Origin of the sequence: Mycobacterium sp. 1245805.9, from assembly GCF_001672915.1 — a bacterium.
Taxonomy (GTDB): domain Bacteria; phylum Actinomycetota; class Actinomycetes; order Mycobacteriales; family Mycobacteriaceae; genus Mycobacterium.
The window spans coordinates 1-11,882 of sequence record NZ_LZKR01000165.1 but is presented as its reverse complement, the minus strand read 5'-3'; the positions used below and the strand labels follow the sequence as shown (position 1 = coordinate 11,882).

Sequence of the window (11,882 nt, the reverse complement as noted above, 5' to 3'; positions counted from 1 at the left end):
TAGAATCGGCCCCATGACCAGCGACTCGCCCGAGTTCACGGTTCTACGCGCGTCCAATCCGGCGACCGACACCGAACGTGAATCAATCCTGGCCGACCCGGGTTTCGGCAGGTACTTCACCGACCACATGGTGTCGATCGACTACGCCGAGGGCCGGGGCTGGCACAACCCGCGCGTAATCCCGTACGGGCCGATCGAACTGGACCCGTCGGCGATCGTGCTGCACTACGCCCAGGAAGTCTTCGAGGGCCTCAAGGCCTACCGCTGGGCCGACGGCTCGATCGTGTCGTTTCGCGCCGAGGCCAACGCGGCGCGGATGCGGTCGTCGGCGCGGCGGCTGGCCATTCCCGAACTGCCCGAAAGCCTGTTCATCGAATCCCTTTGCCAGCTGGTCGCCGTCGACAAGGCCTGGGTGCCGCGGGCCGGCGGCGAGGAGGCGCTGTACCTGCGGCCGTTCATCTTCGCCACCGAGCCGGGGCTGGGCGTGCGGCCGGCCAAGCAGTACCGCTACCTGCTGATCGGGTCGCCGGCCGGCGCCTACTTCAAGGGCGGCATCAGCCCGGTCACCGTGTGGGTGTCGACGGAGTACGTGCGCGCCAGCCCGGGCGGAACCGGCGCGGCCAAGTTCGGCGGCAACTACGCCGCGTCGCTGCTGGCGCAGGCCGAGGCCGCCGAAAACGGTTGCGACCAAGTGGTGTGGCTGGACGGCGTCGAGCGCCGCTTCATCGAGGAGATGGGCGGCATGAACCTGTTCTTCGTGTTCGGCAGCGGCGGATCGGCGCGGCTGGTCACCCCGGAGCTGTCGGGTTCGCTGTTGCCCGGCATCACGCGGGATTCGTTGCTGCAGTTGGCCATTGATGCCGGGTTCTCGGTCGAGGAACGCAAGATCGACATCGACGAGTGGCAGAAGAAGGCCGCGGCCGGGGAGATCACCGAGGTGTTCGCTTGCGGCACCGCCGCCGTCATCACCCCGGTGTCGCGGGTGAAGTACGGCGACACCGAGTTCACCATCGCCGACGGGCAACCCGGTGAGGTGACGATGGCGCTGCGCGACACGCTGACCGGGATCCAGCGCGGCACCTTCGCCGACACCCACGGCTGGATGGCCCGCCTCGGCTAGGCCCGCGAGCAGACGCAGAATCGCATCCCGCGGCGCCGATTCGTGCGATTCTGCGTCTGCTCGTCAGTGAAAAGCGGCCAGCGTCACGGCGCTCACCGTGGTGGTGAGCTCGATCGCGGCGCCCAGCACGTCGCCGGTGACGCCGCCGAACCGGCGCACGCAGTGCGCCACCAGCGCCGCGGCGCAGCCCAGCGCCACCAGCACCGCTACCGGACCCTGCCACGGCCGCGAACCCACCAGCACCGAGGCCGCCAGCAGCACCGCGACCCACGCCGCCACCACCGGCGCCGGCTGGCTGCCGGCCACCCGCGCGCCCAGCGCGCTGCCCTCGGCCGCCGGCACCGACCGGCGGCAGGTCAGCACCGCCGCGACCCGGCCGGAAAACACCGCCAGGACAATGGCCGGTGGCTTCAGCGTCGAGAAGGCCAACCCCTGCAACAGGATCACCAGCACGACGGCCGCCACCCCGAACGGTCCCGTCGACCCGTCGCGCATCACCGCCAGCGCCCGCTGCGGCGGCCCGTAGCAGCCCAGCCCGTCGGCCGTGTCGGCGACGCCGTCGATGTGCAGCCCCCGGGTCGCCAGCAGCAGCGCGGCCACCGCGAGCAGGCCGGCCAGGGGGCTCGACGGTCCGAAAACCCAAGCGCCGCACCATGTGACGCCCGCGGCCAACGTGCCCAGCGCGGCGCCGACCACCGGCAGCGTGGTCATGGCGCCGCGGCCCATCGGGGCGTTCTGCGCACCTGGGACGGGCAGCACCGTGCCGAACGCGAAAGCCGTTGCCAGGGAACGCATCATGACGGCGACAGGCCAGCTATCCCAGCCTCGGCGAACGTCGCCATCGACGACAGCGCGGCCACCGCCGCGCGCAGCACCGGCAGGGCCACCGCGGCGCCGGTTCCCTCGCCCAGCCGCATGCGCAGGTCCAGGATCGGGTCCAATTCCAGTGCCGTCAGCGCCAACTGGTGGCCCGGCTCGGTGGACCGATGACCGGCCTGCCACCATTGCCGGGCGCCCGGCGCCAAACGCTCGGCCACCAGAGCGGCCGCCGTCACCGCCATGCCGTCGAGCAGCAGCGGCGTGCGCCGCACCGCGGCCTGCGCGCAAAAGCCGGCCATCGCCGCCAAATCCGCGCCGCCGCAGCAGCGCAGCAGCCCGACCGGGTCGGGCAGCACGCGCCGCGCCCGGAACAGGGCGTCGCGCACGGCCGCGGTCTTGCGCGCCCATCCCGCGTCGTCGATCCCGGTGCCGAAGCCGACCGCGGCGACCGGCTCGGCGTTCGTCAGGGCCGCCACCAAAACCGCCGCCGCAGTGGTGTTTCCGATGCCCATGTCGCCCGCGATGAGCAGGTCGGCGCCGGCGTCGACCTCCTCGTCGGCGATGGTCCGGCCCGCGGCGATCGCGGCGAGGGTCTCGGCGTCGGACAGCGCATCCTGCGTGGTGATGTCGCCGCTGGCCCGCCGCACCTTGTGGGCGCCGATCCGATCCGAGGCCGCCTCGGCGTCGACCGCCAGGTCCGCCAGTCGCACCGTCGCACCGGCGATGGCGGCCAGCGCGTTGATCGCCGCGCCGCCGGCGTCGATGTTGGCGACCATCTGGGCGGTCACCTCCGGAGGGTACGCCGACACCCCCGAGCGCGCGACGCCGTGGTCGCCCGCGAAGACGACCACCCGCGCGCGCTCGAATTGCATTGGCGGACAATGCCCTTGGCAGGAAGCGACCCAGACCGACAGGTCTTCCAGGCGGCCCAGGGCGCCACGCGGCTTGGTCAGCGTGTCCTGTCGGGCGCGCGCGGCGGCGGCGGCGGCCGCGTCGGGCGGTGATACCGGGGCGAATTCCATCAGGTTCCCGACAGCTTGATCTGCACCGCCTGCCCGGCCACCACCAGCACCACCCGGTCGCACAGCTCGGCGACGCGCTGGTTGAGGCTGCCCAGTTCGTCGGCGAACCGGCGCCCGGCCGCGGTGGCCGGCACCACGGTCAGCCCGACCTCCGGGCTGACGAGCACCAGCGTCGAACCGAATTCGCCCACGGCGGCCAGCATGTCGTCGACATGACCGGCCACTGACCCGTCGTCCCACGCGTTGTTGCGGTCCAGCGTTCCGGTGAGCCAGCCGCCGAGGTCGTCGACGAGCGTCGGGCTGCCGGGCGACTGGCGCAATTGTCCTGTCACGTCGTCGGTTTCGACCGTCGACCAATGCGCGGGCCGGCGGTCACGGTGTCGGGCGACCCGGTCCGCCCAGTCCGCGTCGGCCGCGCCCGCCACGCGGGGGGCCAGGTAACGTACCGGCTGCCCCGGCGGCAGTGACGTGGCGATGGCCTCCTCGGCCCAGCGGGACTTGCCCGACCTGATCCCGCCGAGCACCAGGGTGCGCACCGCGGTCAGGCGGCTTTCAGGTGCCGGTCAGCCGACACTGCTGCCGCGCTCGACTTGGGGCCGCGGCGTCCGCATGCGGCGCAGCTGCGAAGCCCGGCCGGCGGCGTAAATGCCCAGCTTCCAACGGCTTTCGGTGTTGTCGGGGAACTTCGCGTCGACCAGCCTGCTGACTTTGCGGCCCAGCAGCACCCCGTCGACGCCCATCACGACCATCAGCGCCAGCATCGCCGGGGAGGCGTACAGCTGCACCTGCGGGACGCCGAACGAGGCGAACAGCAAGACCAGCGTGGCCGGCATGAACAGGCCGAGGGCGTTACGCCGGGAGTCCACCACGTCGCGCACGTAACGCTTGATGGGGCCCTGATCGCGCGGCAACAGGTAGGCCTCTTCGCCGGCCATCATGCGCTCGCGGCGATCCGTCATCCGCGCGCGGCTGGCCGTTCTCTCGGCCCGGCGTTCCTCGCGGCTGAGTTTGGGGCCGGCCAGCGTCTTGCGCCGGGCCCGCGCCTCGGACGCGGTCATGGGCGCCGGTGCGACCGGGCCCTTCTTGGCGTTGCGCCGCGCCTCGCTGCGCTTGGGCGTGGGCCGGCCCTTGGGCCCCGTCCGGCGCGGTACGGCGTCCGCGGAGACGTCGGCCTCGACTACGGCGACTTCGAGGTCGTCATTCTGGCCCTTTTTGCGGCCCATTAGCTTCACAATGGCCAGGTTACTTCGCGGGGGGCCTCGCCCGTAACGCACCTGGAATGCGTTGTTATTGGTCATGCGCCAGCGCAACGCGTGACGCTTAGGCTTGACTGTGATGAATGGCTACCTGTGATGGACGACGGCACGATGGCCTCGGATGACGCTGCCGATGGCCTCGCACCGGGCCGTCTGCGCCTGCCCGCCATGCAGGTCTTGGTCGCACCGGATTGCTATGGGGACAGCCTGTCCGCCGTGGAGGCCGCCGCCGCCATCGCAACCGGTTGGACGCGATCACGTCCCGGGGACCGGTTCACCGTCGCGCCCATGTCCGACGGCGGCCCCGGTTTCGTCGAGGTGCTCGGCCGGCGGCTGGGGCAGACGCGGCGGGTCCGGGTGTGCGGGCCGCTGGACACCACGGTGGAGGCCGCGTGGGTGTTCGACCGCACCTCGCGGACCGCGTACCTGGAGTGCGCGCAGGCCTGCGGCCTGAACCTGCTCGGCGGTCCGCCCACCCCGGAAACCGCCGTCGCGGCCGACAGCAGCGGCGTCGGGCAGCTCCTCGACGAGGCGCTGCGGGCCGGGGCGACGCGGATCGTGGTCGGGCTGGGGGGCAGCGCGTGCACCGACGGCGGGCAGGGGATGATCACCCAGCTCGGCGGCCTGTTCGAGGCCCGTCAGCGGATGACCAACGTGGACCTGATCGCCGCCTCGGACACCGAATACCCGATGGTGGGGCCCTGGGGCGCGGCGAGGGTGTTCGGGCCGCAGAAGGGCGCGGACACGGCCGCCGTCGCCGCCCTGGAAGTCCGCCTCGAGGCGTGGGCGCTGGAACTGGAGGCGGCGGCCGGGCGGGACGTGAGCTCGGAGCCGGGCGCGGGGGCCGCCGGCGGCATCGGGGCCGGGTTGATGGCGCTCGGCGGCCGCTGCGAGCTGGGCGCGGCGATCATCGCCGAGCACACCGGGCTGGCCGAGGAGCTCGAGGTCGCGGACATGATCGTCACCGGTGAGGGCCGATTCGACGAGCAGTCCCTGTTCGGGAAGGTGGTCGGCTACCTCGCCGAGTCGGCCCGCCCGCTGGGCATCCCCGTGATCGTGCTGGCCGGCCAGGTCGACCTGGAGAATTCCGCGGTGCGCTCGTCGGGCATCATGTCGGCGCTGTCCATCGCCGATTACGCCGGTTCGGTGCGATTGGCGCAGGCCGACGCCGCCAATCAGCTGATGGGTTTGGCCTCCGAGGTCGCGGCTCGACTCGGGAATAGCGGTCCCGCAAGGTACCGTTGATGCAGTGGGCTTTTTCCGGAGCGCATCGCCCGGACTTCGAGCCAACCAGGACCAACTAGGAAAAGTGCCAACTAGGAGAAGCAATGACGGTGCAAAACGAGTCGACCGCCAAGACCCACGGCGTGATCTTGACCGAAGCCGCCGCTGCCAAGGCGAAGTCCCTGCTGGACCAGGAGGGCCGTGACGACCTGGCGCTGCGCATCGCGGTCCAGCCGGGCGGGTGCGCCGGGCTGCGCTACAACCTGTTCTTCGACGACCGCTCGCTGGACGGCGACCTGACCGCGGACTTCGGCGGCGTGACCCTGACGGTCGACCGGATGAGCGCGCCCTACGTCGAAGGCGCCTCCATCGACTTCGTCGACACCATCGAGAAGCAGGGCTTCACCATCGACAACCCCAACGCCACCGGTTCGTGCGCCTGCGGGGACTCCTTCAACTGACCTGGTCGGCGGCTCAGTAGGAGCCGCCGGTGCGCAGCACATACGAGCAGACCTCGATCTGCCCCCGCTGAAATAACAGCTGGGCGACCCCTTGCACGTCCCCGCGCGACGGGCCGCCGGCCGCGGGCGTTACCCGCATGGTGAACAGCGCCTGGGCCTGATATTGCGACAGGTACACGATCTTGTCGATCGACGTCAGCTCCACCTCGGTGAACTGCTTGCGGAAGGCGTCGCTGCTCATCTTGGCCAGGGCCTGATCCGAGCGCTTGTCGCGCACCCCGTCGTACATGCCGCACAGCGCGTTGCGGACGATGACGTCGATGTCGCGGTGCTCGAGCGCATCCAGGTACTGCTGGATCGCCGTCTTGGCCGCGCCGTCGGACAACGAGGCGCCACTATTGGCCCCGTTGGTGCGGACCCCGTAGGTAATCGCCACGGTCAACGCGGCCGCCAGGGCGACGGCCAGCAGCACACCAATGACCCAGCGCCGCTTGGGTCGTCGCTGCGGGTAGGGCACCGGCTGCCCGGCATAATTCGCCGGCGCGGCGGTGGGCTCGTTGGGGAAGTCAAGCGGCTGGGACTCGGGCGTTGGTCCGTCGGTGCCGACACTGTGGTCCGGCCAGTGCGGACCTGCCATGTGGTTCTCCTACGCTGGTGGACGGGACCAGGAGCGGGGCTGCGGCCAGGCGGGTCCCGGCGGCTGACTGAGTTGCTTGAGTCGTTTGTAGGCAGGCTAGCGCACGACTTTGCGCGGACCGTGACGCGACGACCATCGATACGGCTGAGTAAGCTAGATAACCTTACTAACGAAGGAGATTTCGTGACGATCGCGGTAACGGGTTCGATTGCGACCGACCACTTGATGCGGTTCCCCAGCCGATTTTCCGAGCAGCTGCTGCCTGAGCACCTGCAGAAGGTGTCGCTCAGCTTCCTGGTCGACGACTTGGTCATCCATCGCGGCGGCGTGGCGGGCAACATCGCCTTCGCCATCGGCGTGCTGGGCGGCGACGTCGCACTGGTCGGCGCGGCCGGCGACGACTTTGCCGACTACCGCGACTGGCTGGTGTCCCACAACGTCAACTGCGACAACGTCCTGATCTCCGAGACTGCGCACACCGCGCGCTTCACCTGCACTACCGACGTCGACATGGCCCAGATCGCGTCGTTTTACCCGGGCGCCATGTCGGAGGCCCGCAACATCAAGCTGGCCGACGTGGTGTCGTCCATCGGCACGCCGGAGCTGGTCATCATCGGGGCCAACGACCCGGAGGCCATGCAGGTGCACACCGAGGAGTGCCGCAAGCTCGGGCTGGCGTTCGCCGCCGACCCGTCCCAGCAGCTGGCCCGGCTGTCCGGTGACGAGATCCGCACGCTCACCGACGGCGCCAAGTACCTGTTCACCAACGACTACGAGTGGGACCTGATGCTGTCCAAGACCGGCTGGACCGAGGCCGACGTGATGGCGCAGGTCGAGCTGCGGGTCACCACGCTGGGCCCCAAGGGCGTGGACCTGGTCGAGCCCGACGGCACCACCACCCACGTCGACGTGGTGCCCGAGACCAGCCAGGTCGACCCCACCGGCGTCGGCGACGCGTTCCGGGCCGGGTTCCTCACCGGGCGCAGCGCGGGCCTCAGCCTGGAGCGTTCGGCGCAGCTGGGCTCGCTGGTGGCCGTGCTGGTGCTGGAGTCCACCGGAACGCAGGAGTGGGCCTGGGACCACGAGGTCGCGAAGAGCAGGCTGGCCGGCGCGTACGGCGAGGAGGCCGCCGCCGCGCTCGCCGCGGTGCTCGCCTAATCCTCTGGCCACCAGACGCAGAATCGCATTGCGCGGCCCGTCCGCGTGCGATTCTGCGTCTGCTCGCGGTTAGAGCTGGACGGGGTAGACCGGCTCGCTGATCTGCGGCACCACGCTGTGCTCGACGAAGATCGCGTGCCAGAGCATGAAGATCAGCACCGTCCACAGCCGGCGGCTGTGATCGCTTGTGCCGCTTCGGTGTTCGTCGAGCATCCGGCGCACCGCGGCCAGGTCGACCAGGTGATCGGCCTGGGACGAGTCCACCAGCGCGTACGCCCACTCCAGCAGTTCGCCCGCGCGCAGCCAATGCCGGATCGGCACCGGGAAGCCGAGCTTGGGCCGGTGCAGCACGTGCGCCGGAACGATCGGCTCCAGCGCGCGCCGCAACGCGTACTTCGTGGTCGTCCGGGTGATCTTGGCTTCGACGGGCAGCCGCGAGGCCACGGCGAACACCTCGGGGTCCAGGAACGGCACTCGAAGCTCCAGCGAGTTGGCCATCGTCATCTTGTCGGCCTTGACCAGGATGTCCCCGCGCAACCAGGTGAACAGGTCGATGTGCTGCATGCGGGCCACCGGGTCCCAGCCGGCCGATTCGGCGTACACCGACGCGGTGACGTCGGTGTGGGTCCACTCGTCGCGGAACCCCGGCAGCACGTCGCGCAGCTGCGCGTCGGAGAAGCTGCGGGCGTTGCCGTAGTAGCGCTCCTCGAGGGTCAGCGAGCCGCGGTGCAGCAGGCTCTTGCCGCGCATGCCCTCCGGCAGCGGCTTGGACACCTTGCCCATCGACCGGCGCAGCGGGCGCGGCAAGTAGTCAAAAGGCTTCAGCGACAACGGCTCCCGATAGATCGTGTAGCCGCCGAACAGCTCGTCGGCGCCCTCGCCGGACAGCACCACCTTCACGTGCTTGCGGGCCTCGCGGGCGACGAAGAACAGGGGGACCAGCGCCGGGTCGGCGACGGGTTCGTCGAGGTACCAGACGATCTCGGGCAGGGCGGCGACGAACTCGTCGGGGCTGACCACCTTGGCGATGTGGCGCGCCCCGATGGCCTCCGCGGAGGCCACCGCGACGTCGATCTCGGAGAAGCCCTCGCGCTCGAAGCCGGTGGTGAACGTGATCAGCCGGGGGTTGTGCCGGATGGCCAGCGCCGCGATGGCGGTGGAGTCGATGCCCCCGGACAGGAACGCCCCGACGGTGACGTCTGCGCGCATGTGCTTGGCCACCGAGTCCTCCAGCACTGCGGTGATCTCGTCGTAGCGGGCCTGTTCGGTGTCGGCGGTGATGGGGGTGGCGGCGAATCGCGGCACGAAGTAGCGGGTGACCTCGGGCTGCTGCCCGGGCCGGATGCGGGCGTAGCAGCCCGATTCCAGTCGGCGCACCCCGCGGTGCAGCGTCTCGGGCTCCGGCACGTACTGCAGGACCGTGTAGTGCTGCACCGCCCGCTCGTCGATGCCGGTGTCGAATCCGACCAGCTCGGCCAGGTCCATCAGGCATTTCTTCTCGCTGGCCAGCGCGGTGCCGCCGGTGCCGGTGGCCATGAACAGCGGCTTGATGCCGAAAGGGTCTCGGGCGCAGAACAATTCGCGGGTGACGGTGTCCCATAGCGCGAACGCGAACATGCCGCGCAGCCTGTGCAGCACGTCGGTGCCCCAGTGGTGGTAGCCCGCGACGATCGACTCGCCGTCACCGTCGGTGGCGAACGCGGCGCCGTGGTTGGCGGCCAGTTCGTCGCGCAGCTCGAGGTAGTTGTAGATCTCGCCGTTGAACACCAGCACGTAGCGGTCGGGCGTTTCCGGCGGGCCCCAGCGCAGCGGCTGATGCGAATGGGCGATGTCGATGAAGGACAGCCGGTTGAAGCCGAAGACGACGGACCCGTCGGCGTCGGGGTCGAACAACCCACCCGGCTCGTCTGGTCCGCGGTGGCGCATCAGGCGCAGCGAGGCGGAAATGGCGCTATCGGCGCGGGCCGCGGCCCCCGTGGGGTCGCCCGCGTCGCCGCGAGCACCGTCCGGGGCCGCAACGAACGCCAGCAGACCACACACGGCGCCCCAGTATGCCCCACTTGGGCGGCGCCTGCGGCGCCGCACGCCCGTGACCGGCCGGGGTTTGCGCGACGGCGTCAGCGGCGTGGTCTACGCTGCGTAGTATTCGAATCCGAGCAGGAGGCGCCAACGTGACACCTCGCGAGCAGGTCCGTTCGCAACGTATGTCGCAGCGCAGGTTCCAGCGTCGTCTCCGGCGGCTGGCGCTGGCCGCGACGCTCGGTGTGCTCGCCGTCACCCTGAGCGGATGCAGCTGGTCGCAGGTGCTCGGCATGGGCTGGCCGGAGGGCATCACCCCGGAGGCCCACCTCAACCGCGAGCTGTGGGTCGGGGCGGTGGTCGCCTCGCTGGTCGTCGGCGTCATCGTGTGGGGGCTCATCTTCTGGGCGTCGGCGTTTCATCGCAAGAAGGCGACCGACACCGAGTTGCCCCGCCAGTTCGGCTACAACATGCCGCTGGAGCTGGTGCTCACCGTGACGCCGTTCCTCATCATCTCGGTGCTGTTCTACTTCACCGTGGTGGTGCAGGAGAAGATGCTGCACCTGGCCAAGGACCCCGAGGTCGTCATCGACGTCACCTCCTTCCAGTGGAACTGGAAGTTCGGTTATCAGCGCATCAACTTCAAGGACGGCACGCTCACCTATGACGGGGCCGATCCGGCGCGCAAAAACGCGATGGTGTCCAAGCCGGAGGGCAAGGACGAGCACGGCGAGGAGCGCGTCGGGGCGGTGCGCGGGCTCAACCCGCAGGACCGGACCTACCTGAATTTCGACAAGGTCGAGATCCTGGGAACCGCGACCGAGATCCCGGTGCTGGTGTTGCCGGCCGGCAAGCAGATCGAGTTCCGGTTGGCCTCCGCCGACGTCGTGCACACGTTCTGGGTGCCGGAATTCCTGTTCAAGCGCGACGTGATGCCCAACCCCGAGGCGAACAACTCGGTCAACGTATTCCAGGTCGACGAGATCCAGAAGACCGGGGCGTTCGTCGGTCACTGCGCCGAGTTCTGCGGCACGTATCACTCGATGATGAACTTCGAGGTGCGGGTCGTGCCGCCCAACGACTTCAAGGCCTACTTGCAGCAACGGATTGCCGGGAAGACCAACGCCGAGGCGCTGCAGGCGATCGCCCAAGCCCCGCTGGCGGTGACCACCCATCCGTTCGATACCCGTCGCGGTGAAGCGACCCAAAATCAGCCCGTAGGTTAGGACGCTCAATGAAGATCGAAGCCAGGCTGTTCGAATTCATCGCCGCTTTCTTCGTTCTGTCGGCGGTGCTCTACGGGGTCCTGACCGCGCTGTTCGCCACCGGCGGCGTGGAGTGGGCGGGGACCACCGCGCTGGCGCTGACCGGTGGGCTGGCGGTCATCACAGGGAGCTTCTTCTGGTTCATCTCGCGTCGGCTGGACACCCGGCCCGAGGACTACGAGGGCGCCGAGATCAGTGACGGTGCAGGCGAATTGGGCTTTTTCGCGCCGCACAGCTGGTGGCCCATCCTGGTCGCGCTGGCCGGCTCGGTGGCGGCGATCGGCATCGCGCTGTGGCTGCCCTGGTTGATCGTCGCCGGGGTGGTGTTCATCCTCGCCACTTCGGCCGGACTGGTCTTCGAGTACTACACGGGCCCCGAGAAGCACTGATTTGCGACTCAAAGGTCACAATCAGGGCACCAGTTGATCCGGGCCCGTTTTCCCAGACTTCTTTGCTCTATCCCGTTCGGTAGGGTTTGCCCAGGCACAATGAGAAACTCCCAAGCGCGCGCGCACCGATGCAGCCGCGGGGCTTCGCGCGCTGGTGATGCAGTTGGACAGGGCAGGCAACTATGAGCGGGCCGAATCCTCCGGGATGGGAACCTGACGAACCCGATTCCGGCAGCGACCTCAGCCACCAACCGGACTCCGGCCTCGACGCGGGACAAGACGCGGTTCACGACGAGCTGGAGCCCATCGACGACAGCGCCGAAATCGCGGCCGCGGACCAGACCGGCCAGACGGACGCCTACTCGCGGGCGTATTCGGCTCCCGAATCCGAGCACTTCGTCACCGGCCCCTACCTGCCGGCCGACATGCGGCTCTACGACTACGACAGCTACGACGAGCCCGCCGACCCGGACGACGAACACCGCGCCCCGCGCTGGCCGTGGGTGGTCGGC

General features: G+C 69.7%; 12 protein-coding genes and 1 pseudogene. 7 read left to right on the top strand and 6 right to left on the bottom strand.

The window, feature by feature from the left end; genetic code table 11:
• Positions 1 to 13 precede the first annotated feature (13 nt).
• The gene (locus A9X00_RS22250) at positions 14 to 1,120 is read left to right on the top strand and encodes a branched-chain amino acid aminotransferase (RefSeq protein ID WP_067158460.1); all 1,107 of its coding nucleotides are present in this window, start codon (positions 14 to 16) and stop codon (positions 1,118 to 1,120) included.
• Positions 1,121 to 1,183: 63 nt separating this feature from the next.
• On the opposite strand, the gene A9X00_RS22245 is transcribed toward A9X00_RS22250, so the two are convergent.
• From A9X00_RS22245 to A9X00_RS22230, 4 genes are read right to left on the bottom strand one after another with little or no spacing between them, the layout of a single operon-like run.
• The gene (locus tag A9X00_RS22245; protein WP_067158458.1) at positions 1,184 to 1,918 is read right to left on the bottom strand and encodes an adenosylcobinamide-GDP ribazoletransferase; all 735 of its coding nucleotides are present in this window, start codon (positions 1,916 to 1,918) and stop codon (positions 1,184 to 1,186) included.
• Positions 1,915 to 2,964, bottom strand: coding sequence for a nicotinate-nucleotide--dimethylbenzimidazole phosphoribosyltransferase (gene cobT, locus A9X00_RS22240; RefSeq protein WP_197515237.1), 1,050 nt, complete (start codon positions 2,962 to 2,964; stop codon positions 1,915 to 1,917). The genes A9X00_RS22245 and cobT overlap by 4 nt, the downstream gene beginning before the upstream one ends.
• Positions 2,961 to 3,497 (bottom strand): bifunctional adenosylcobinamide kinase/adenosylcobinamide-phosphate guanylyltransferase, encoded by a 537-nt coding sequence (locus tag A9X00_RS22235; protein WP_067158454.1) that lies wholly within the window; start codon positions 3,495 to 3,497, stop codon positions 2,961 to 2,963. The genes cobT and A9X00_RS22235 overlap by 4 nt, the downstream gene beginning before the upstream one ends.
• Before the next feature lie 27 nt (positions 3,498 to 3,524).
• Positions 3,525 to 4,193, bottom strand: a complete 669-nt coding sequence (locus A9X00_RS22230; RefSeq protein ID WP_067158573.1) for a DUF3043 domain-containing protein — start codon at positions 4,191 to 4,193, stop codon at positions 3,525 to 3,527.
• Positions 4,194 to 4,385: 192 nt separating this feature from the next.
• On the opposite strand from A9X00_RS22230, the gene A9X00_RS22225 reads away from it, so the two are divergent.
• Both A9X00_RS22225 and A9X00_RS22220 read left to right on the top strand, forming a co-directional pair.
• Complete coding sequence (locus tag A9X00_RS22225; protein ID WP_067158572.1) at positions 4,386 to 5,462, top strand: glycerate kinase; 1,077 nt, start codon at positions 4,386 to 4,388, stop codon at positions 5,460 to 5,462.
• Positions 5,463 to 5,545: 83 nt separating this feature from the next.
• Positions 5,546 to 5,902: an iron-sulfur cluster assembly accessory protein gene (locus tag A9X00_RS22220; RefSeq protein WP_067158452.1), complete on the top strand. Its 357-nt coding sequence runs from the start codon at positions 5,546 to 5,548 to the stop codon at positions 5,900 to 5,902.
• Between the two features lie 13 nt (positions 5,903 to 5,915).
• On the opposite strand, the gene A9X00_RS22215 is transcribed toward A9X00_RS22220, so the two are convergent.
• On the bottom strand, positions 5,916 to 6,539 hold the full coding sequence (locus A9X00_RS22215; protein WP_067158450.1) for a hypothetical protein: 624 nt from the start codon (positions 6,537 to 6,539) through the stop codon (positions 5,916 to 5,918).
• Between the two features lie 183 nt (positions 6,540 to 6,722).
• Between A9X00_RS22215 and A9X00_RS22210 the strand changes: the two genes are divergently transcribed.
• Positions 6,723 to 7,697: a carbohydrate kinase family protein gene (locus tag A9X00_RS22210; protein WP_067158444.1), complete on the top strand. Its 975-nt coding sequence runs from the start codon at positions 6,723 to 6,725 to the stop codon at positions 7,695 to 7,697.
• A gap of 69 nt (positions 7,698 to 7,766) precedes the next feature.
• Here A9X00_RS22210 and asnB read toward each other — a convergent pair whose 3' ends face one another.
• The gene (gene asnB / locus A9X00_RS22205) at positions 7,767 to 9,737 is read right to left on the bottom strand and encodes an asparagine synthase (glutamine-hydrolyzing) (protein WP_067158443.1); all 1,971 of its coding nucleotides are present in this window, start codon (positions 9,735 to 9,737) and stop codon (positions 7,767 to 7,769) included.
• Positions 9,738 to 9,868: 131 nt separating this feature from the next.
• On the opposite strand from asnB, the gene A9X00_RS22200 reads away from it, so the two are divergent.
• From A9X00_RS22200 to A9X00_RS22190, 3 genes and pseudogenes are all read left to right on the top strand, one after another.
• Positions 9,869 to 10,942 (top strand): cytochrome c oxidase subunit II, encoded by a 1,074-nt coding sequence (locus A9X00_RS22200; protein WP_067158441.1) that lies wholly within the window; start codon positions 9,869 to 9,871, stop codon positions 10,940 to 10,942.
• An 8-nt stretch (positions 10,943 to 10,950) separates the two neighbouring features.
• Positions 10,951 to 11,370 carry a cytochrome c oxidase subunit 4 gene (locus tag A9X00_RS22195; RefSeq protein WP_067158439.1) on the top strand — a complete coding sequence of 140 codons (420 nt, stop codon included), beginning with the start codon at positions 10,951 to 10,953 and terminating at the stop codon, positions 11,368 to 11,370.
• Between the two features lie 182 nt (positions 11,371 to 11,552).
• Positions 11,553 to 11,882: pseudogene (locus A9X00_RS22190) on the top strand (hypothetical protein); the annotation flags it as partial.

Coding starts and splice junctions, on each gene's coding strand:
- A9X00_RS22250 (WP_067158460.1), top strand. CDS start 14: ATGACCAGCGACTCGCCCGAGTTCACGGTTCTACGCGCGTCCAATCCG.
- A9X00_RS22245 (WP_067158458.1), bottom strand. CDS start 1,918: ATGATGCGTTCCCTGGCAACGGCTTTCGCGTTCGGCACGGTGCTGCCC.
- A9X00_RS22225 (WP_067158572.1), top strand. CDS start 4,386: ATGCAGGTCTTGGTCGCACCGGATTGCTATGGGGACAGCCTGTCCGCC.
- A9X00_RS22220 (WP_067158452.1), top strand. CDS start 5,546: ATGACGGTGCAAAACGAGTCGACCGCCAAGACCCACGGCGTGATCTTG.
- A9X00_RS22215 (WP_067158450.1), bottom strand. CDS start 6,539: ATGGCAGGTCCGCACTGGCCGGACCACAGTGTCGGCACCGACGGACCA.
- A9X00_RS22195 (WP_067158439.1), top strand. CDS start 10,951: ATGAAGATCGAAGCCAGGCTGTTCGAATTCATCGCCGCTTTCTTCGTT.